Below are 18,985 nucleotides of genomic sequence, written 5' to 3'. Positions count from 1 at the left end.
GTGAAAAAATACAGTCAAATTTCATGAGAGATCAAGCTCATGAAAAAATCAAGTAGATTTTCACGGACACATAAGATTTGCTTGCGCGATTTTGACGGTTCATGCAAAGGCTCCGCCGAGAGCGGCGAGTGGGGACGTCCGATCGAGACAAAGGGTAAGGACGGCCCATGCTGGAAAATAACCCCCGAATTGCGGGCGAGGCCGAGATTGTCGACGAGGCGATCCTGTCGCGCCGTTCGGTGCGCGCATTCCTGCCCGACATGGTCGACGACGACACCATCCGCGCCATTCTGGCGGTTGCGGCGCGCGCCCCATCCGGCACCAACATGCAGCCATGGAAGGTCTATGTCACCAAGGGCGAGAGCAAGCAGCGGATATCAGACGCCATTCTCAATTCCGGCATTCGCGCCGAAAAAGCCGATTGGGACGAGTACCGGTATTATCCCACCCAGTTCTTCGAGCCGTATCTGACCCGCCGCCGCGCCAACGGTTTCGGCCTCTATGGCGCGCTCGGCATTGGTCGCCGCGAGGTCGACAAGATGCGCGCCCAGCACGACCGCAACTTCGTCTTCTTCGACGCTCCGGTCGGCATGATCTTCACCATCGACCGCCGCCTCAACCAGGGCTCGTGGATCGACTACGGCATGTTCCTGCAGAACATCATGGTCGCAGCTAGAGGCAGGGGTCTGCACACCTGTCCGCAGGCGGCCTTCGCGCCCTATCACCGGCAGATCAGGCCGGTGCTCGACATTCCGGACGAAGAGATCGTCGTCTGCGGCATGGCGGTTGGTTATGAAGATACGTCAAAACCTGAAAACGCCTTCCGCACCGACCGCGTGCCGCTGGAAGAGTGGGTGACGTTCAGCGAGTAGGCCTGCCAGCCTCATTCCGTGTTCATCTGTGCGCCGTGGCCGCTGACATGGGCGCCGTCTTGCGGCGTCAGCTTGAGATAGGCAAGCAACGCGCAGAGCGTGATGATGCCCTCGATCACGAACAGGATGCGGAAATCGTCTGCGACGGCAGGGCCGCTGCCCGCCAGAAATGACAATGCCGCCGCAGCCAGGCCGACGCTGATCGCCACCGCCAGCTGCCATAATATGTAATAGAGCGCGCTGAAACGGGCGAGCTGCTCGGGCGCGATGTCGGAATAGGCGAGGTTGCCGGTCGAGGCCCATTGCGCGGAGCGGAAGACGCCGAAGACGAAGATGTAAGTGAGCACGATCCACACCGGCGTCGTCGCCTGCATCAAGGCGAAGCCGGCAACCATGGCGGCAACGATGGGCGTGTTGTAGACCAGCACGCGGCGGAAGCCGAAGCGGTTGAGGACGCGCGGCATGAAGAAGCGCATGGCCACGGAGCCGACCGCGGCGACGAAGGTCAGCGACCCCGCCTGCACCGCGCTCATGCCGAAGCCGAGCTGGAACATCAGCGGCAGCAGGAAGACGACCGAGCTGAGGCCGATCGTGTCCAGCCCGCCACCGGTGAGGAACGAAATGCGGAAGGTGCGGATGCGCAATAGCTTGAGATCGAGCAGCGGATTGCGCACGCGCAGGCAGTAGAACGAGGCGATGGTCAGGATGACGAGCGCCAGCGCCAGTTCGGCGGCGATGATGCCGCCCGCGGCATCCTTGGCGGCAAGCGAATCCATGCCGAAGACGAGCAGCACCATGCCGCTGCCGACCAGCAGGAAGCCTGGAAAATCGAACGGCGTGCGCACTGGTTTGGTCATCGTCGGAAACAAAGAGGCGGCAAGAATTGCCGCCGCCAGCGCGAACGGCACGTTGATGAAGAAGATCCAGCGCCAGGAAATGTAGGTGGTCAGCGCGCCCCCGACGAGCGGGCCGACCAGCGGTCCGGACTGGCCGGCCAGCGATATGTACATGTTGATCTTCAGCGTGCGGCTGCGCGGAAAGGTCGACAGGATGACGACTTGGCCGAGCGTGCCCATCAAGGCGCCGCCAAAGCCTTGCAGCGCACGCGCACCGACCAGCGTCCAGATGTTGTCGGACAGCCCGCAGAGCGCCGACGAGGCGGCGAACACCAGCAAGGCAAAACAGTAGACATTGCGCAGTCCGAAGCGGTCGGCGGCCCAGCCGCCAAGCGGCATCGAGATGATCAGGCTGGCGACATAGACGGTAATCAAGAGGCCGAGCTGGCTGGGCGGACGGCCGAGGCTTTCGCTGATGCCCGGCAGCGCGGTCACCACGACATTCTGGTCGAGGCTGGTCATGAACACGCCGCAGGCAACCGTCAGCGGCAGCAGGAGCAGGGCTCTGGCCGGCACATCGGCGCGATCCGTGGCGCCGGCGGATAGTTCTGCGGTCATGGAGATGTTCGAACCAAACGAATGTGCCGACTCTTGAAGAAGGGATTTCATATCCCTGGGCCGGTTGGGCGGCCACGTTTTCGCACCATGGGCGCCGGCAGCCTGATTCTCTAGCGGCAGAAGCGGCTGGCGTTGATGCCAGATGTGGGCAACGCGGCCATCCGGCCGACCCGCCTACTGCACCTCGTAGCCGACTTCCTCGCTGGCGTGACAGAGCGCCTTCCAGAACGAGCGTGCGAACGAACGGAAGACATAGATGTCGAACTGGTCGGCGCCGGTGCGCTGGATCTGGGCGAAGACATCGTGATGGGTGGTCGAACGGCCGGCGCCGGTGGGAAAGGCCGGCAGCGCGAAATCGATGGCGAAGAATTTCGCCAGCACCCATTCGGCCTTCGGCCCGGCAATGCGGATGGCGGTGCGGCCGTGCGAGAGGTCGGTCACGGTGCCAATGGCGGGGGTCACCACTTTGGCAAAGGCCGCAGCCAGGCCTTCGGCTTCATCGGCAACGGTGAACTTTCCCGGCGCGAAGCCGAACACCGATTTCACGCCGTCGCTCAAGCCGCCGCCGGCGCCATCGGGCAGGGCAAGCCCGGTGACGGTGCGAATGGCTGCTATCAGCTTCTTCTCCTCGCCGGGCCACGCGGCGAGCTGCACGATCGAGCCCGGCCTGGTCTCGGTCAGGATGATCTCGACGCCGTGCTCGAAATTGCCGTGCGAGCCGACATGGAATTCAGGCTCAAGCGGCGACAAGGGTTCGGGTGACTGGCGCTCAACCATGCATGCGGCTCCCGTCCGGATCGAAGAAGTGGTTGGAGACGATCTCGACCGGTCCGAACCGGTTGCGCAGGGGATCGGAGACATGAGCGCGCGTGCCCTGCCGTGCCTTGCCGCCCTTGACCAGCGCCAGCGCGATATGCCTGCCGAGCGCCGGTGAATAGCAGCAGGCGGTGATGTGACCGATCGAGCCGTGCGGATTGGCCTCGTCAACCTCCTCGACGATGTGCGCGCCGCCATTGAACGGTCGGTTGTCGAGGGCGATCAGGCCGACCAGTTCCAGGCGATCAGACGCGATCAGGCCTTCGCGGTCCATCATCGCCGAGCCGATGAACGGCTTCTTCTTCGATAGCATCCAGTCGAGATGCAGGTCGCGCGCCGTGGTGCGGCCATCGATCTCGGCGCCGGTGACATGGCCCTTTTCGATGCGCATCGTGCCCAGCGCTTCAAGCCCGTAGGTGACCAGCCCGAACGGCTTGCCTGCTTCAACAAGCGCTTCCCAGACATGGGTGCCGTGGCCGGCGCCGGAATAGACCTCGAAGGCCATTTCACCGGAGAAGGACAGCCGGCAAATCATCACCGGCACGCCTGATATTTCGCCACGTACGATGCCCATGAAGGGCAAGGCGGCGTTGTCGACCGATGTGCCGGTGACACAGGCGGCGAGGATCTGCCTGGCCTTCGGCCCGCCGATCGCGGCCCCCGCCCATTCGTCGGTCACCGAAGTGACGTGGACTTTCAGCTCCGGCCAGATCACGTCGAGGAAATATTCCAGATGCTGCATCACCTTGCCGGCATTGGCCGTGGTGGTGGTCATCAGGAAATCCTGCTCGCCAAGCCGCCAGGTGGTGCCGTCGTCGAAGGCCAGGCCGTCCTCGCGCAGCATCAGCCCGTAGCGTGCCTTGCCGACGGCGAGCGTCGAAAACATGTTGGTGTAGACACGGTCGAGGAATGCGGCGGCGTCGGGGCCCTGCACGGCAATCTTGCCCAATGTCGAGACATCGACGATCCCTGCGCTTTCGCGTGTCGCCTTGGCTTCGCGCACATAGGCCTGCTCGACCGTTTCGCCTGCATGGCCGTAGATCATCGGGCGATACCAGAGGCCGGCTGAATACATGGTCGCGCCGTTGGCCAGATGCCAATCATGCATCGGGGTCAATCGTTCGGGCTTGAGATCGCCAAAACGTTCCGCCGCCAGCGAGCCGATCGACACCGGCGCAAAGGGTGGCCGGAAGCGTGTCGTGCCGACCTCGGGGATCGGCTTGCCCAGAGCTTCGGCCATGATGGCAAGGCCAGGCACGTTGGAGCTTTTGCCCTGGTCGGTCGCCATGCCGAGCGTGGTATAGCGCTTGAGATGCTCGACCGAGACGAAGCCCTCGCGGTGCGCCAGCCGCACGTCCTCAGCCGTGACGTCGTGCTGGAAATCGACGAAGCTCTTGCCCTTGGCCCTGATCTCGAACACCGGCGCGGGATCGGGATCGCCGGGCACGGCTTCTACCACCGGCAATACAGAAGGCGTGCTCTGTCCACCGGCCGCGGCAATGCCGGCGGTGCGGCCTTCGGCGATGGCTTCTGCCGTCGAGAAGCTTCCGGTGAAGGCGCCGGCGCCGATCCAGCTCTGTGCTGGTTTCGGCGGCAGGAAGGCCTGCCGCGCGGCATTCCATTCCGCCTTGGCGCCGGCTTGGCTGGCCAGATGGATGGTCGGCGACCAGCCGCCCGACATCAGCAGGCAATCGGCGTGGATACTGCGGGCATCACCGATGAGTGCGCCATTGGTCATGTCGAAGCGTTGCAGTTTGAGGCCGGACAGCGCCTTTCCGCCTTCGGTGGCGACGACGGCATGGCCGGCGAAGATCTCGGCCTCGGCTTCCGAGGCCAGCTTGCGCATCTCCGGCGAAAGTTCCGGCCTGACATCGGCGATGGCGACGACCGCGGCACCGGCCTTCTTCAAGGCGACGGCGGCGCGGTAAGCGCTGTCATTGTTGGTGAACAGCGCGATCCGCTCGCCCGGCAGCACGCCGAATTCGTTGGCATAGCGCTCGGCGGCATGCGCCAGCATCACACCTGGCCGGTCATTGCCGGGGAACACGAGCGGCCGCTCGAACGCACCAGTGGCCAGGACGACGGATTTGGCGCGGATCGCCCAATAGCGATGGCGCGGCTCGCCCTTGACTGGCTGATCCTTGTGGTCGCTGACCCGTTCGAGCGCGGCAAGCGTGTTGTTGTCGTAATAACCCCACACCGTGGTGCGCGGCAGAAGCCGGACATTGTCGCGGCCTGCGAGTTGGGCGACGGTGCGGCGCGCCCAATCGGCGGCAGGCGCGCCATCGATCGTTTCCTCGGACCAGTTGGCCGAACCGCCGAAAAGCGGCTCGAGATCTGCCAGCATGACGCGGGCACCCTGATCGGCGGCGGCCTTGGCGGCCATCAGGCCGGCCGGCCCCGAGCCGACCACCAGCACGTCGCAGAAGGCGTTCATGCGCCCGTAGCGGGCCGGGTCCTTTGCCGATCCGGCACTGCCAAGACCGGCTGCGCGGCGGATGAAATGTTCGCAGAACATCCAGAAGCGCGTGCCTTTGAGCGGACCGAACACCGGTCCCATGAAGGTCTTGTAGTAGAAGCCGGCCGACAGGATCTTGCCGCCCAGCTGGTTGACGGCGTTGATGTCCCAGGCCAGCGAGGGAAAGCGGTTCTGGCTGATGGCAACCAGCCCGTCATGGATTTCGACCATGGTCGCCGGAATGTTGGGCTCGCGGACCTCGCCCTTCAGCACCGTCACCAGGGCGTTGGGCTCCTCGACGCCGGCTGTCAGCAGGCCGCGCGGGCGGTGGTATTTGAACGAACGGCCGTAAAGCGTGACGCCCTTCGCCAGCAGGGCTGACGCCAGGGTGTCGCCGGCATGGCCGGTATAGGCGGTGCCATCGAAGGTGAAGCGGATGGTTTTCAGCCGGTCGATGCGGCCGCCAGTGTCGGCGCGGCGCGGGCTCATGCCTTGTCCTCCGCCTTGCGGCGTGCGGCCGAGCCATGATCGCCGCGTCCATGATCACCGCGCCCATGATCGCTGCGCATGAAGGCGACGCTGGAAATCTCATGCGTCAGCGTGTTGCGCACGACCTTGAGATGCGCGCGGCAACCGCCGGAATGCTGCCAGATCTCGTTGTGATCTCCGGCCGGGTTCAGCCTGTCATAGACATAGGCATTCCACGCCTCGAAATTCTGAGAGGCAGGATCGGGGCGCTCGCGGTTGCCGTCACCCTGATAGGTGAACTCGATGACGTCGCGCGGACCGCAATAGGGGCAAGTGATCAACATTGAACTCTACCTAATGCCTAATGCAGCCGCGGGTTTGCACCCTGGCCCTTGTCGTCGATCACCAGGCCGCGGTGGAAGCGGTCGAGGGTGAAGGGGGCGTTGAGATCGTGCGGCTGGTCCTTGGCGATGGTCCAGGCAAAGCACCATCCGGAAGCCGGCGTCGCCTTGAAGCCGCCATAACACCAGCCGCAGTTGAGATACATGCCGGGCAGGGGGCCGGCGGTGATGATCGGCGAGCCGTCCATCGACATGTCGCAGACGCCGCCCCAGGAGCGCAGCATGCGCACGCGGGCAAGGCCGGGGAACAGCGCCAGCATCTCGCTCATCACCTCGTCGACGACCGGCAAATTGCCGCGCTGGGCGTAGCTGTTGTAGCCGTCGATGTCGCCGCCATAGATGAGGCCGCCCTTGTCCGACTGCGACATGTAGAAATGGCCCATGCCGAAGGTGACGACCGTGTCGATGAAGGGTTTCAGCGATTCCGTGACGAAGGCCTGCAGCACATGGCTCTCGATCGGCATCGTCTCGATACCGGCCAGCTGCATGACGCGTCCGGTGCTGCCGGCGACCGCCACGGCCACCTTCCTGGCGCGGATGTCGCCGCGCGAGGTGGACACGCCTGATATGCGGTCGCCGTCGCGCAGGAAGCCGGTGACCTCGCAATTCTCGATGATGTCGACGCCGCGACGGTCGGCGCCACGCGCATAGCCCCAGGCCACCGCATCGTGGCGGGCGGTGCCGGCGCGGCGCTGCATCAGGCCGCCGACGACCGGGAAGCGCGCGCTGTCGGAGATATCGAGCGCCGGAATCAGACGTTTGATCTCAGCCTTCGTCATCAGTTCGGCATCGACGCCGAGATGGCGCATGGCGTTGCCGCGCCTTGCATAGTCGTCGAACTGGGCCGGCGTGTGCGCCAGGTTCAGGCAGCCGCGCTGCGAGAACATGACGTTGTAGTTGAGCTCGTGCGAAAGGTTTTCCCACAGCTTCATCGAGTGTTCGTAGAAGCGGGTGTTGGCCGGCAGCAGATAATTCGAGCGCACCGCCGTCGTGTTGCGGCCGACATTGCCGGAGCCGAGCCAGCCCTTTTCCACAACGGCGACATTGGTGATGCCGTGTTCCTTGGCAAGATAGTAGGCGGTCGCCAGCCCATGACCGCCGCCACCGATGATGACGACGTCATAGGACGCCTTCGGGTCAGGCTTGCGCCATGCCGGCTTCCAATCCTTGTTTCCCTTGAGCGCGTTCGCGAGCAGCGAAAAGGCCGAGTACTCTGCCATTGATGTCATCCGGTTCGGGCGATGCGGCAGACTATAGAGCAGGCCGCATCCGCAAAGCCAGTATTGCGCCATCGCCTTTCGACTGGCCGACGCATTGGTCAGGGATCAGTTGGGGGCAGGGATCAATAGGGTCAATGATCGGATGGGCTCGCGATACGACGGCTTGCCCCATGATAGGGCCGTCTTTATCAAGGACAGGCTTTTCAAATTGCCTTTGCCGCCGATGAGTCGCCAACAAATCATGCTTTTCCGATTGCTTCGTCTCATTTTGATCCTCACGCTTGTCGTCTCGGCGCCGCTGTCGTTCGATGCGATGGCACAGGGGCTTGGCCAGGCGCCTGCCGGACTGGTCGCCGACCAGCAGAAGATCATCCAGGCACTGACGACCAAGACGGACAATTTCGAGAAGCAGATACAGCAGGACGCCGAGGAGGATAGCAGCCTTGTCGATATCCGCCTGCAGCTCGAGGAGTTGTCGCGGCAATCGCTGAACAGCGCGCTGGCCTTCCGCACGCGTCTTGGCGAGATCAACAGCCGTCTTGAGCAGCTTGGCGCGGCACCCGCGGCCGGCCAGCCGCCGGAGCCAGACATCGTCGCTGGCGAGCGTGAGGGGCTGGTGGCGGAAAAGGCGGAGATCAACGCGGTCATTGCGCAGGCCCAGGCCCTGTCGATCCGCATCAGCGGGCTGATCGACAAGATCGGCAATATGCGCAGCGAGTTGTTCCGCAATCTTTTGACCAAACGCTACGTGCTGTCGGATGCGCTGAGCCCGCAGGTTTTCTCCGACGCCCAGGACGAATACACCAATCTGTACAAGGCGGTGTCTTCCTGGCTGAGCTTCGCTTTCAAGTTCAAGTTCCAGGCCATCCTCGCAGCGACCTTCGTGGCGCTTGGGCTGGCGCTGGTGCTGCTGGTCGGCGGCAGGCGGCTGTTCGGGAGGGTGTTCGAAGCCGATCCCTCCAATGAAGACCCGTCCTATCTCAGCCGCTTGTCGGTGGCTTTCTGGTCGACCTTGCTGCCGACGCTGGCGGTTGCCGCTTTTCTGGGATCGACGATTTTCTTCTTCAATTATTACAATGTGTTGCGTGGTGATATTGGCCTGTTCCTCAATGCATTGGCGACCGCCATCGGCGTGGTGTTCTGCGTCAACCGGCTGACCAATGCGGCGCTGGAGCCGCGGCTGCCGAACTGGCGGCTGATCCCGGTCGAAACGGGGCCGGCGCGCTGGCTGGTGCGCCTTACCACCGCCATGGCCGTGGTCATCAGCGTCAACACCTTCCTGTCGGTGATCAACGACAAAATGGGCTCGCCGCTGTCATTGACCATTGCCCGCAGTTTCGGCGCAACCATCATCGTCGGCGTCATCCTGATCCTGATGGCGATGCTGAGGCCATTCAAGGCGCGTGATGGAAGTTGGCGGCCGTGGCCGGCATGGCTGCGCTATACGGCGCTTGCACTTGGTCTTTTCACCATCGTCGCGGCGCTGCTCGGCTATATCGGCCTTGCTCTGTTCGTTTCGCTGCAGGTCGTCGTCACCGGCACCGCGCTGATCACTGCCTACATCGGTTTCCTGTCGGCACAGGCGATCGGCGAGGAGGGTGCTTTCGCCAACACGACCGTCGGGCGCTGGCTGTCGGCCAAATCCAGCTACGAGGATACGGCCCTCGACCAACTCGGCCTTGTCGTCAGCGTCGCCATCAATGTGATGATCGTGCTGGTGTTCCTGCCGCTGATCCTGCTGATGTGGGGTTTCCAGCCCGGCGATATCCAGGCTTGGGCCTACAAACTCGCAACCGGGATCAACATCGGGTCGGTGACGATCTCGGTCACCGGCATCCTCTCCGGCATCGTCGTCTTCGTCATAGGTTATTTCCTGACGCGCTGGTTCCAGGGCTGGCTCGACGGTTCGGTGATGGCGCGTGGCAAGGTCGATACGGGCGTGCGCAACTCGATCAGGCTGGCGGTTGGCTATGCCGGCGTCGCGCTCGCGGCACTGGTCGGCATCTCGGCGGCGGGCATAGACCTGTCCAGCCTGGCCCTGGTCGCCGGCGCTCTTTCCCTCGGTATCGGTTTTGGCCTGCAGAATGTGGTGTCCAATTTCGTCTCCGGCCTGATCCTTCTGGCCGAGCGGCCGTTCAAGGTCGGCGACTGGATCGTCGCCGGCGATGTCAGCGGAACGGTCAAGAAGATCAGCGTGCGCGCCACCGAGATCGAGACTTTCCAGCGGCAGTCGGTGATCCTGCCCAATTCGAACCTGATCAACAACGCCGTCGGCAACTGGACGCACCGCAACAAGCTCGGCCGCATCGACATCAAGGTCGGCGTCGCCTATGGCAGCGACGTCAAGCAGGTTCATGCCGTCCTGCTGGAGATCGCCCGCAGCCACCCGATGGTGCTGAAGAACCCCGAACCCTTCGTGCTGTTTTCCAATTTCGGCCCTGCCGCCTTGGAATTCGAGATCCGCGTGTTCCTGGCCGATGTGATGAACGGCAACATCGCGCAGAACGACATCCGTTTTGCCGTCCTCGAAAAATTCAGCAGCGAACACATCGAGATCCCCTCGACGCCGCGCGCCGTGGTCGAGACCCACAAGCCCAAGGCGTGGCCGACAGACGACGACAAGATCGAGGCCGACTTCGCCGAACAGGAGCAGATAAAGGCCGAAGCCGAGGCGGAGAAGAAGCGACTGGTCAAGTCCCGCAAAACCAAGAAGCCAGATCCGGACTAAGCTGAAACTCCGTCGACCTTGATCCTGCCGGAACCGATTGCGGCATGAATGCGGCATTCAGTTGCGGTTCAGCTTCCATCTCATATAAGCTCCATGCAAAGGCGAAAATGCCTTGCGAAATGCAACAGAGGCGGTGGGAACACCGATATTGCACCATGTGGAAGTCTCTCGTCGCTGCCGTCGCCCTGGTCGCCGCCATCGGCTCGGTCCATGCCGCGAGCGCGGTCAACAAGGATGCCGAGACCCGCACGCTGGTCGTGACGGAGGGCGGCAGCAAGACCGACCTTGCGTTGGCCGGTGGCGAAACGGTTGAGTTCTGCCCGAATGGCTGCTTCGTCACCTTGCCCAATGGCGACCTCGAAGCCCTGACCGGTTCGGAAACCGTCGAGATCTCGGGCGGTGTCGCCCGCATCAAGTAATCCAGGCGTCACGATTGTAGAGGCCGGGCATTTGCCCGGCCTTTTATCGTTTCCGGTATCAGTTGTTTAACAATGACGCCGGAAATACCGCCGTGGCAGCCGTCTGCAACCGTGCGTTTTAACGTTCGCTACGCCATCGCCCGCTATACCAGCCTCAAGACGCCGAAAAGCGGCGCGCCACTCTACGCGGGCAGGGCAGGACGGACATGGATGCGCGGTCGGACAGGAACGCAATACCGCTTGCGGTCGATCTCGACGGCACGCTGATCGCGACCGACCTGTTGTGGGAAGGGTTGTTCATCCTTCTCAAGAAGAACCCGCTCTATATCTTCCTCGTGCCTTTCTGGGCCGCCGGCGGGCCGGCGCGGCTGAAGCAGGCGATCGCGCAGCGCATCGACATCGATCCGGCATCGCTGCCCTATCGCGAGGTGCTGCTTTGCCGCCTCCGGACCGAGCACGCCGAAGGCCGCAAGATCGTGCTGGCGACCGGTACGCCGCGCAAGTTCGCCGACGCCATCGCGTCCCATCTCGGCATTTTCGACCAGGTGCTGGCTACCGATGGTCTCGCCAATCTCACCTCGGGCAGGAAGCGCGCCTCGCTGATCGCAGCCTATGGTGATGGCGGTTTCGACTATGCCGGCAACAGCCGCCATGACCTCCAGGTCTTCGATGCCGCGCGCAACGCGATCGTCGTCGCGCCCGACCGCCATGCCGCGCGCTGGCAGGCGGCCCATGGCGCCGAGACGGTGCCGGTGCCGAAGCCGACTTTGCGGACCATCGTCAAGATGCTGCGCGTGCATCAGTGGCTGAAGAATTCGCTGATCGCCGTGCCGATGGTGCTCTCGCATGAATATTTCAACACCGACATGATCTGGGAATGCCTGCTGGCATTCGTCTCGTTCAGCGCGGTGGCATCGGCCATCTACATCCTCAACGATTTCTTCGACCTCGCGCTCGACCGCAAACACCTCACCAAGCGCAACAGGCCGTTCGCCAGCGGTGCGCTGTCGATCCCGTTCGGACTTGGCGCGATCGCGGTGCTTCTGGCGATCGGCATCGGCGCCGGGCTGTTCCTGTCGCCCGAATTCATGGCTGTGCTCGGCGGTTACATGGTCGTCACCACTGCCTATTCGCTGTCGTTCAAGCGCATGCTGCTGGTCGATGTGCTGACGCTCGCCGGCCTCTACACGATCCGCGTCCTGGCCGGTGCGGCGGCGACCGGCGTCGACGTCTCGTTCTGGCTGCTGGCTTTCTCTATCTTCTTCTTCCTGTCGCTGGCGCTGGTGAAGCGCTTTGTCGAATTGCGCACCACCGCCATTCCCCCCGGCGAGCGCATTGCCGGTCGCGGCTATCGCACCGAAGACCAGGAGATCGTCGCCCAGGCCGGCATGGCCTCTGCCTTCTCCTCGGCGCTGGTGCTGGCGCTCTACATGGACAGTGTCGCGGTGCGGGAACTCTATCCGCACCCATGGCTGATCTGGCCGCTGGCGCCGATCGTGCTTTATCTCACCATGCGCGTCTGGATCCTGGCGCGCCGCAACGAGATGCATGACGATCCGGTCGTCTTCATCATCCGCGACTGGCGCAGCCAGATCGTGGTGCTGATCGGCGCGGTGATGCTGGTCATCGGGGGCTGGTAGGCATGGCCGCCGGACGCTTCCCAAGCTTTGGCCTTGCCACACCACCGGCGCCGCGCGCCATCGGTGCCGATGAGGCGATCGCGCTGCTGAAGGGCGGTCAGGCCAAGCCGGCGTCGCTGCTTGCCTATGGCAATGGCCGCTCCTACGGCGATTCCTGCCAGAACGAGGCCGGAGCGGTCGTCGATATGCGGTCGCTGAACCGGATCCACGCCTTCAACGCCGAAACCGGTGTTCTCGAGGCGGATGCCGGCGTGCTCTTGTCCGACATCATCGCCCACGCCGCCCCTTACGGTTTCTTTCCGGCGGTGGTTCCAGGCACGCAATTCGTCACGCTCGGCGGGGCCATCGCCAATGACGTGCATGGCAAGAACCATCATCGGCGCGGCACCTTCGGCTGCCATGTCGAGAGCTTCACGCTGCTCAGGTCCGACGGCAAGACCCACCGCTGCTCGGCGACAGACAATACGCGGCTGTTTGCGGCAACGATCGGCGGCATGGGGCTGACCGGCCTCATCCTGTCGGCCTCGATCCGGTTGATGCGGGTGCATTCCCTCGACATCGTCGAAAAGGCGACGCCGTTTCGTGATCTCTGCGAATTCTTCGACCTGGCCGAGGCGGCCGATCAGGCCAACGAATATGCGGTCGCCTGGATCGACCAGCTCGCCGGCGGCCGCAACAGCGGTCGCGGCCTGCTGCTGTCGGGCAATCACGCCGAGCACGGCTCGCATGCCGCCTCGTGCGTCGGCGGCAATTTTTCGGTACCGGTGCAGCCGCCGTTCAATGTGCTCAACCGGCCGTTCCTGACCGCCTTCAACGCTGCCTACAGGTGGAGGAAGAGCCGAGCAACGGTGCCGCGCCAGGCCGGATATCAGGGCTTCTTCTTTCCACTTGACGGCGTGCGCGACTGGAACCGGCTTTATGGGCCGAAAGGGCTCTTCCAGCACCAGAGCGTGGTGCCGGAAGAGACGGCGCGCGAGGCCGTGCCGGCATTGCTGGCGGCTGCAAGGCAAGCCGGGCAGGGCTCGTTCCTCACGGTGCTGAAACGCTTTGGCTCCATCCGCTCGCCGGCGCTGCTGTCGTTTCCGCGTCCCGGCTACACGCTGACACTGGATTTCCCCAACAGGGGCGCCGCGACGCTGACACTGCTGCGGGAACTCGACCGCATCACGGTCGAGGCCGGCGGCGCGGTCAATCCGTACAAGGACGCTCGCATGGGGGCCGAAATCTTCGCTTCGTCCTTTCCCGAATGGCAGCGGCTGGAAGCGCTCCGAGACCACGCCTTCATGTCTGACTTCTGGGCGCGCACTGCGAAGAGATTGGATGCGAGACGAGGCTCGGTCGAGGCGGCCGAATAGATAAAATTCGAATAATTCTTGGTCAATTGATGATTAATAACGCAATTCACTCAAAATATTGTTGGGACTTCACCAAATGTTTGCGGGTTTGTAATAGGAAGCGCGAAGGGGCGGCTTGGAACACATGAAATACATCGTCTTCATTCTCTTTACCGTCATGACCAATGCCGCCGCGCAGCTGATGCTGAAGCAAGGCATGATGTCGCTCGGACCGATCTCGTTCGAGGGCGTCAATCCGCTCGTCAAGCTGCTGCAGATCGTCTTTAGCCCCTGGGTGTTCCTTGGCCTGTGTACCTTCGTCATCTCGATGGCGTCGCATCTCTATGTGCTGTCCAAGGTCGAGCTCTCCTTCGCTTATCCGTTCCTCAGCCTCGCCTATGTTGCCGTCGCCATCTTCGCTTATTTCGTCTTCCGCGAGGACCTCAATGGCTGGCGGATCGCCGGCATCGCCTTCATCTGCGTCGGCACGGTGCTGATCGCGCAAAGTGGGCGAGGGCATGAGGACCAGACCGCTTCCATCGCGCCCGACAAGATCCAAGCAAACGAGATCGTTCGATGAGACATGTGATTTTCGGCGGCGACGGTTTCGTCGGCCGCCATCTTGCCCCGAAGCTTGTCGCCGATGGTGAAGAGGTTGTCGTCGCCGACATCGTCAAGAGCGACCTGCCGCACTACCGCACCGTCCGCTTTATCCAGTGCGACGTCACCGATCCGACCTCGGTCGCGGCGGTTGGGCTGAAGGCCGATGATATGGTCTACAATTTGTCGGCCAAGATGCTGTCGCCGATCCAGGTGCGGGCCAAGCGGCACGATTTCTTCTTCCCTGTGAATTTCCATGGCACCGAGCACATCATGCAGGCCATGGACGGAGCCGGTGCGTCAAAACTCGTCCACTACACGACCGACATGATCTACGGCCACACGGTCATGCAGCCGATGACCGAGGAGCACCCGGTGGCGCCGCTGGGCGAATATGGCTGGTCGAAGCAGAAGACAGAGGAGCTCGCCGCCGAATGGCGCAAGCGCGGCATGTCGATCTCGCTGTTTCGCCCGCGCCTGATCATCGGCCCAGGCCGGCTCGGCATTCTGGAAAAACTGTTCAAGCTGATCGACTGGAACCTTCCCGTGCCGATGATCGGTTCGGGCAGGAATCCTTATCAGTTCATCTCGGTGTTCGACTGCGCCGAGGCCGCGCGCGCGGCCTGGAAGGCCGGTGTGCCAAACGAGGCCTACAACCTCGGCTCGCTCAACCCGCCACCGGTGAAGAAATTGCTCGGCGACCTGATCAGGCACGCCGGCTCGAAGTCGATCCTGATCCCGACACCGGGCTGGGCGGTCAAGCGCACGCTGGACCTGCTCGACCTCTTGAACATGCCGATCATGGACCCGGAGCAGTATCTGATCGCCGACGAGGACTGCGTGCTCGACGTGTCCAAGGCCGGGCGCCAGCTCGGCTGGGTGCCGCAATATCGCGACGAGGACATGCTGATCGCCGCCTACAGCGAGTACCGCGCAAAGAAAGCCGGTCACGCAGTCGCCACCAAACATGTGCCCGCCGAATAGCGGCTCGCAAAACAGCTTTCGTTGCGCTCGACCCTGGTCGTGCGTGCAGACAGGAGATTGAAATGACCGTCATGGCCAAGCCAGAGCAGACCAATTTGCGCACCATGGTCAGCGCGCCGTCGCTGTCGCCCGCCACCATCGCCAAGCCCGATTTGATCAGCGTCGAGCAGGCCAAGGCGATGGACGTGGCCCGCATGACCGACCTGTTCAAGGCGCATCTCAACCCCGGCCAGTTGCACTTCATGAAGCTGCTCGGCTTCCACAAGATCAAGATCGAGCGTGCCGAAGGCATGTTCTACATCGACCAGAACGGCCGCAAGATCCTCGACTTCTTCGGCGGCTTCGGTTCGCTGGCCTTTGGCCACAATCATCCGCGCATCCTGGAAGCACGCAAGAAATTCCAGGAGGAGAAGCGCCAGGAAATCGCCATCGCCTTCATGTCGCAATATGCGGCGGCACTTGCGCACAACATCGCCAAATGCTCGCCCGGCGATCTCGACATGGTATTTTTGGGCTCGTCCGGCTCGGAAGCGATGGAAGCGGCGGTGAAGCTCGCCGAGCGCGCCGCCGGTCCGAAGCGGCCGAAGATCGTCTATGCCGAGAATTCCTTCCACGGCAAGACCAAGGGCGTGCTGGGCATCACAGACGGCCAGCTTTACCGCGCCGACTTCAAGGTGGCCGAAAACACGGTCCGCATCCCGTTCGCCGACATCGAGGCGGTCGAGCGCCTGTTCCGCTCCGACCCGGAGGTCGGGGTCATCGTGCTTGAAACCATCCAGGGCGGTGGCGGCATCATTCAGGCGCCGGCCGAATATTGGCAGAAGCTGCGCGCACTGTGCGACCAGTATGGCGTGCTGTGGGTCGCCGACGAAGTGCAGTGCGGCTATGGCCGTTCGGGCCGCTTCTACGCCTTCGAGCATTACGGCGTCATTCCCGATGTGACCGCGCTGGCCAAGTCGCTTGGCGCCGGCAAGGCGGCGGTGGGAGCCATGATCGCGCGGCGCGAGGTTTACATGAAGGCCTATGGCACGCCGAAAACGGCGATGATCCATGCCATGGCGACCTTCGGCGGCATGGGCGAGGCCTGCGTCACCTCGATCGAGGGGCTCAACGTGCTCTATGACGAGGGGCTGATCGACAATGCCGCCGTCACCGGCGACTATTTGCTGCAGCGCCTGCAGGCGCTCAGGGAAAAGTACCCGAAGATCATCAAGGATGTGCGCGGCAAGGGTTTTATGGTCGGCCTGGAGTTCCACGACTTCTCGCAGACCTTGCCGATGGTGCTGCGGCCGATCGTCAGCGTGCTCGACGACAAGCTGAAGGGCTCGCTGTCGGGCTTCGTTGGCGCGCTGCTGCTGCGCGATTACGACGTGCTGGTCGCCTTCACCGAGTACAACCGCAACGTCATCCGGCTGGAGCCGCCGTTGATCTGCCAGCGCGAGCATGTCGACCGCTTCGTCGATGCCTTCGACAGCCTGCTGTCGCGCGGCATCGTGTCGATCGTGAAGGATTTCGTCAAAAGCCAGGTTCGTTAAGCGAGTTCGCTGGGTACAACGATGCTGACCAAGTCGCCCGCTCCACAAAACCCACTCGACCGGCTCACCGAGGCCGGTCTGGCGTGGGGCGAGGGGGCTTATGCGCGGCTGGCGGCACCCATCGGCGCGGCGGCCTTCGCGCTCTACATCCTTTTGACGGCGTTCACCGCATGGGTGATGCCCGACGCCAACTGGGACATGCTGCCCTATCTTGCTATAGCGGAGGAAGGCACCTATCCCGATGCGCAGGCGCTGCATGACTATGCCTACAACACTGTCAAATCGGGCGTGTCCGCAGGCGACTACAAGACGCTGACCGACGATGGCGGCGGCTTCCGCAGCCACATGGCGGAGAATGCCGCCGACTTCCATTCATTACTCGGCATGTACCGGATCAAGTTCCTCTATGCCGAGATCCTGTCGACGATGAGCGCGGTGATGTCGCCGGTCGAGGCGATGCGCCTGGTCTCACTGTTCTCGGTTCTGCTGTTCGGCGCGATCGCGCTGCTGTGGCTGCGCTCCGAGGGGGCACTGGCCTTGGCGCCGGTGGTCGGCGCGGTGCTGATCATGGCCGATTTCGGCGATGCGGCGCGCGCCTCAACGCCGGATCTGCTCACATCGGCGCTGTTGCTGGGCGGGCTTTATGCCTATGTCCGCGGCCGCGAGGTGGCGACGGCGATCCTGCTCTTCCTCGCCTTCATGGTGCGCCCGGACAATATTGTTTTCCTTGCGATTTTCGCGATCCTGCTGGTCGTGTTCCGGCAGAAAGCATGGGGTGCGCTGGTTGGCTTTGCCGCGTCCTTCATCGCCTACTTTGCCATCTCGCACTGGGCGCATCATCCCGGCTGGTGGCCGCATCTGTGGTTCTCCAGCATCGAGCAGCACTACAATATGGACGGGTTCGAACCGCCATTCTCGGTGGGTGCCTATCTCAGGGCTTTCGCCACCTCGCTGTTGCGCGCCGTCAGCCTGAACAGCTGGGTCGGCGTGTCGGTGCTGGCACTGGCCGGCTGGTTTGCTGTCGCCCGTGCCGGCTTCCGCCTCGATCGCCGCGCCAGCATCCTTTTTGCGGCACTGGTGCTCGGCGCGCTGGCGAAGTTCACCGTCTTCCCGATCCACGACACGCGCATCTATTTCCCGCATCTGATCCCGCCATTCCTGCTGCTGGCGACGCCGTTCATGGCGTTGTGGGCAGCCGTGGCCCGCAGCCAGAATCGCGCTGCCTTGCAAATCATTCCCGGAGACAAGTCATGAGTTCGCTATCCAGCCTGGCGCGCGTTGCCCTGTCGCTTGGTCTTCCCAAGGGAGTTCTCGATCGCGGGCCGTCGCTGCGCGGCACGAAATTCCTGGCCAAGGCAGCGCTGAAGGCGCGGTTTGGTGGGGCGGGGCGGCCGTTCCAGATGGTCAATGTCGGCGCCTGCGACGGCGCGCTGTTCGACGATGTGACGCCGTGGCTGCACCGGATTGCCGGCGCACGCGCGATGCTGGTCGAGCCGATCCCGTACAATCAGAAACGACTGCGCGCCAACTACCCGGACACTGGCCGGTTCATCATCGAGCCGGTGGCGGTCACGAAGACAAAGGGCACGATCACCGTCCACACCTTCGATGCCGCCGCGCTCGAGGCCGGCACGCTGCCCATCGAGTTCATCGGCTGCTCGTCGGTCACCGACACCAATCTGATGTCGGGCAAGAATGCCTGGGGCGAGGCCGACGCCAACTTCAACAAGTTCGCGCCGCATCTCAGGGACATCGAGGTGCCATCCGAGACCTTGCAGACGCTGCTCGACCGCAACGGCATCACCCATATCGACGCCTTTCTCGTCGATTGCGAGGGCGCCGATTGGATCGTCTTCGAACAGCTCGACCTCAAGCGCTACCGTCCCGGCATGATCAAGGTCGAGGTCGGCGCGCTGCCGGCTGCCGAGATCGGCCAGGTCGTGGTCAAGCTGAAGACATCAGGCTATCAGGTCGGTTTCCAGGCCGAGGACATCTGGGCCTTCGCCTGAGTTAGCCCACCGAAAAGCGAACCGCCCCAGGCGCCGGTGTGAAGCAT

General features: G+C 63.2%; 15 protein-coding genes. 10 read left to right on the top strand and 5 right to left on the bottom strand.

Annotated elements, in window-relative coordinates:
• Positions 1-167: 167 nt before the first annotated feature.
• On the top strand, positions 168-872 hold the full coding sequence (locus MESCI2_RS0100185; protein WP_027034767.1) for a nitroreductase: 705 nt from the start codon (positions 168-170) through the stop codon (positions 870-872).
• A gap of 11 nt (positions 873-883) precedes the next feature.
• Here the strand turns inward: MESCI2_RS0100185 and MESCI2_RS0100180 are convergent, their stop codons facing one another.
• From MESCI2_RS0100180 to MESCI2_RS0100160, 5 genes are all read right to left on the bottom strand, one after another.
• On the bottom strand, positions 884-2,326 hold the full coding sequence (locus tag MESCI2_RS0100180; protein WP_027034766.1) for an MFS transporter: 1,443 nt from the start codon (positions 2,324-2,326) through the stop codon (positions 884-886).
• A 174-nt stretch (positions 2,327-2,500) separates the two neighbouring features.
• Positions 2,501-3,103: a sarcosine oxidase subunit gamma gene (locus tag MESCI2_RS0100175; protein ID WP_027034765.1), complete on the bottom strand. Its 603-nt coding sequence runs from the start codon at positions 3,101-3,103 to the stop codon at positions 2,501-2,503.
• Entirely contained in the window at positions 3,096-6,089 is a 2,994-nt protein-coding gene (locus tag MESCI2_RS0100170) for a sarcosine oxidase subunit alpha (protein ID WP_027034764.1), read from the bottom strand. The genes MESCI2_RS0100175 and MESCI2_RS0100170 overlap by 8 nt, the downstream gene beginning before the upstream one ends.
• Positions 6,086-6,412, bottom strand: coding sequence for a sarcosine oxidase subunit delta (locus tag MESCI2_RS0100165; RefSeq protein WP_027034763.1), 327 nt, complete (start codon positions 6,410-6,412; stop codon positions 6,086-6,088). Before MESCI2_RS0100165 ends, MESCI2_RS0100170 begins: the two co-directional genes overlap by 4 nt.
• Positions 6,413-6,429: 17 nt before the next feature.
• A complete protein-coding gene (locus tag MESCI2_RS0100160; RefSeq protein ID WP_027034762.1) occupies positions 6,430-7,689 on the bottom strand; it encodes a sarcosine oxidase subunit beta in 1,260 nt (419 codons plus the stop codon).
• A 241-nt stretch (positions 7,690-7,930) separates the two neighbouring features.
• On the opposite strand from MESCI2_RS0100160, the gene MESCI2_RS0100155 reads away from it, so the two are divergent.
• From MESCI2_RS0100155 to MESCI2_RS0100115, 9 genes are all read left to right on the top strand, one after another.
• The gene (locus tag MESCI2_RS0100155) at positions 7,931-10,417 is read left to right on the top strand and encodes a mechanosensitive ion channel family protein (RefSeq protein ID WP_027034761.1); all 2,487 of its coding nucleotides are present in this window, start codon (positions 7,931-7,933) and stop codon (positions 10,415-10,417) included.
• 155 nt (positions 10,418-10,572) lie between these two features.
• The gene (locus MESCI2_RS0100150; RefSeq protein WP_023812335.1) at positions 10,573-10,836 is read left to right on the top strand and encodes a hypothetical protein; all 264 of its coding nucleotides are present in this window, start codon (positions 10,573-10,575) and stop codon (positions 10,834-10,836) included.
• Between the two features lie 206 nt (positions 10,837-11,042).
• Positions 11,043-12,476, top strand: a complete 1,434-nt coding sequence (locus tag MESCI2_RS0100145; protein ID WP_027034760.1) for a UbiA family prenyltransferase — start codon at positions 11,043-11,045, stop codon at positions 12,474-12,476.
• 2 nt (positions 12,477-12,478) lie between these two features.
• Positions 12,479-13,831 (top strand): FAD-binding oxidoreductase, encoded by a 1,353-nt coding sequence (locus MESCI2_RS0100140; protein WP_027034759.1) that lies wholly within the window; start codon positions 12,479-12,481, stop codon positions 13,829-13,831.
• A gap of 124 nt (positions 13,832-13,955) precedes the next feature.
• The gene (locus MESCI2_RS0100135) at positions 13,956-14,390 is read left to right on the top strand and encodes an EamA family transporter (RefSeq protein ID WP_027034758.1); all 435 of its coding nucleotides are present in this window, start codon (positions 13,956-13,958) and stop codon (positions 14,388-14,390) included.
• Complete coding sequence (locus tag MESCI2_RS0100130; protein ID WP_027034757.1) at positions 14,387-15,394, top strand: NAD-dependent epimerase/dehydratase family protein; 1,008 nt, start codon at positions 14,387-14,389, stop codon at positions 15,392-15,394. The genes MESCI2_RS0100135 and MESCI2_RS0100130 overlap by 4 nt, the downstream gene beginning before the upstream one ends.
• A 104-nt stretch (positions 15,395-15,498) precedes the next feature.
• Positions 15,499-16,929, top strand: coding sequence for an aspartate aminotransferase family protein (locus tag MESCI2_RS0100125; RefSeq protein ID WP_245270233.1), 1,431 nt, complete (start codon positions 15,499-15,501; stop codon positions 16,927-16,929).
• 21 nt (positions 16,930-16,950) lie between these two features.
• On the top strand, positions 16,951-18,183 hold the full coding sequence (locus MESCI2_RS0100120; RefSeq protein WP_027034755.1) for a glycosyltransferase 87 family protein: 1,233 nt from the start codon (positions 16,951-16,953) through the stop codon (positions 18,181-18,183).
• On the top strand, positions 18,180-18,938 hold the full coding sequence (locus tag MESCI2_RS0100115; protein WP_027034754.1) for an FkbM family methyltransferase: 759 nt from the start codon (positions 18,180-18,182) through the stop codon (positions 18,936-18,938). The genes MESCI2_RS0100120 and MESCI2_RS0100115 overlap by 4 nt, the downstream gene beginning before the upstream one ends.
• The last annotated feature ends 47 nt before the right edge of the window (positions 18,939-18,985 follow it).

The organism is Mesorhizobium ciceri WSM4083, assembly GCF_000519305.1.
In the GTDB taxonomy this organism is placed as follows: Bacteria; Pseudomonadota; Alphaproteobacteria; order Rhizobiales; family Rhizobiaceae; genus Mesorhizobium; species Mesorhizobium ciceri_B.
This window is presented reverse-complemented; position numbering and strand designations above follow the sequence as displayed.

What these genes read in the sequence shown, in the direction of transcription:
- MESCI2_RS0100185 (WP_027034767.1), top strand. Translation starts at nt 168, where the DNA reads ATGCTGGAAAATAACCCCCGAATTGCGGGCGAGGCCGAGATTGTCGAC.
- MESCI2_RS0100180 (WP_027034766.1), bottom strand. Translation starts at nt 2,326, where the DNA reads ATGACCGCAGAACTATCCGCCGGCGCCACGGATCGCGCCGATGTGCCG.
- MESCI2_RS0100175 (WP_027034765.1), bottom strand. Translation starts at nt 3,103, where the DNA reads ATGGTTGAGCGCCAGTCACCCGAACCCTTGTCGCCGCTTGAGCCTGAA.
- MESCI2_RS0100170 (WP_027034764.1), bottom strand. Translation starts at nt 6,089, where the DNA reads ATGAGCCCGCGCCGCGCCGACACTGGCGGCCGCATCGACCGGCTGAAA.
- MESCI2_RS0100165 (WP_027034763.1), bottom strand. Translation starts at nt 6,412, where the DNA reads ATGTTGATCACTTGCCCCTATTGCGGTCCGCGCGACGTCATCGAGTTC.
- MESCI2_RS0100160 (WP_027034762.1), bottom strand. Translation starts at nt 7,689, where the DNA reads ATGGCAGAGTACTCGGCCTTTTCGCTGCTCGCGAACGCGCTCAAGGGA.
- MESCI2_RS0100155 (WP_027034761.1), top strand. Translation starts at nt 7,931, where the DNA reads ATGCTTTTCCGATTGCTTCGTCTCATTTTGATCCTCACGCTTGTCGTC.
- MESCI2_RS0100150 (WP_023812335.1), top strand. Translation starts at nt 10,573, where the DNA reads ATGTGGAAGTCTCTCGTCGCTGCCGTCGCCCTGGTCGCCGCCATCGGC.
- MESCI2_RS0100145 (WP_027034760.1), top strand. Translation starts at nt 11,043, where the DNA reads ATGGATGCGCGGTCGGACAGGAACGCAATACCGCTTGCGGTCGATCTC.
- MESCI2_RS0100140 (WP_027034759.1), top strand. Translation starts at nt 12,479, where the DNA reads ATGGCCGCCGGACGCTTCCCAAGCTTTGGCCTTGCCACACCACCGGCG.
- MESCI2_RS0100135 (WP_027034758.1), top strand. Translation starts at nt 13,956, where the DNA reads ATGAAATACATCGTCTTCATTCTCTTTACCGTCATGACCAATGCCGCC.
- MESCI2_RS0100130 (WP_027034757.1), top strand. Translation starts at nt 14,387, where the DNA reads ATGAGACATGTGATTTTCGGCGGCGACGGTTTCGTCGGCCGCCATCTT.
- MESCI2_RS0100125 (WP_245270233.1), top strand. Translation starts at nt 15,499, where the DNA reads ATGGTCAGCGCGCCGTCGCTGTCGCCCGCCACCATCGCCAAGCCCGAT.
- MESCI2_RS0100120 (WP_027034755.1), top strand. Translation starts at nt 16,951, where the DNA reads ATGCTGACCAAGTCGCCCGCTCCACAAAACCCACTCGACCGGCTCACC.
- MESCI2_RS0100115 (WP_027034754.1), top strand. Translation starts at nt 18,180, where the DNA reads ATGAGTTCGCTATCCAGCCTGGCGCGCGTTGCCCTGTCGCTTGGTCTT.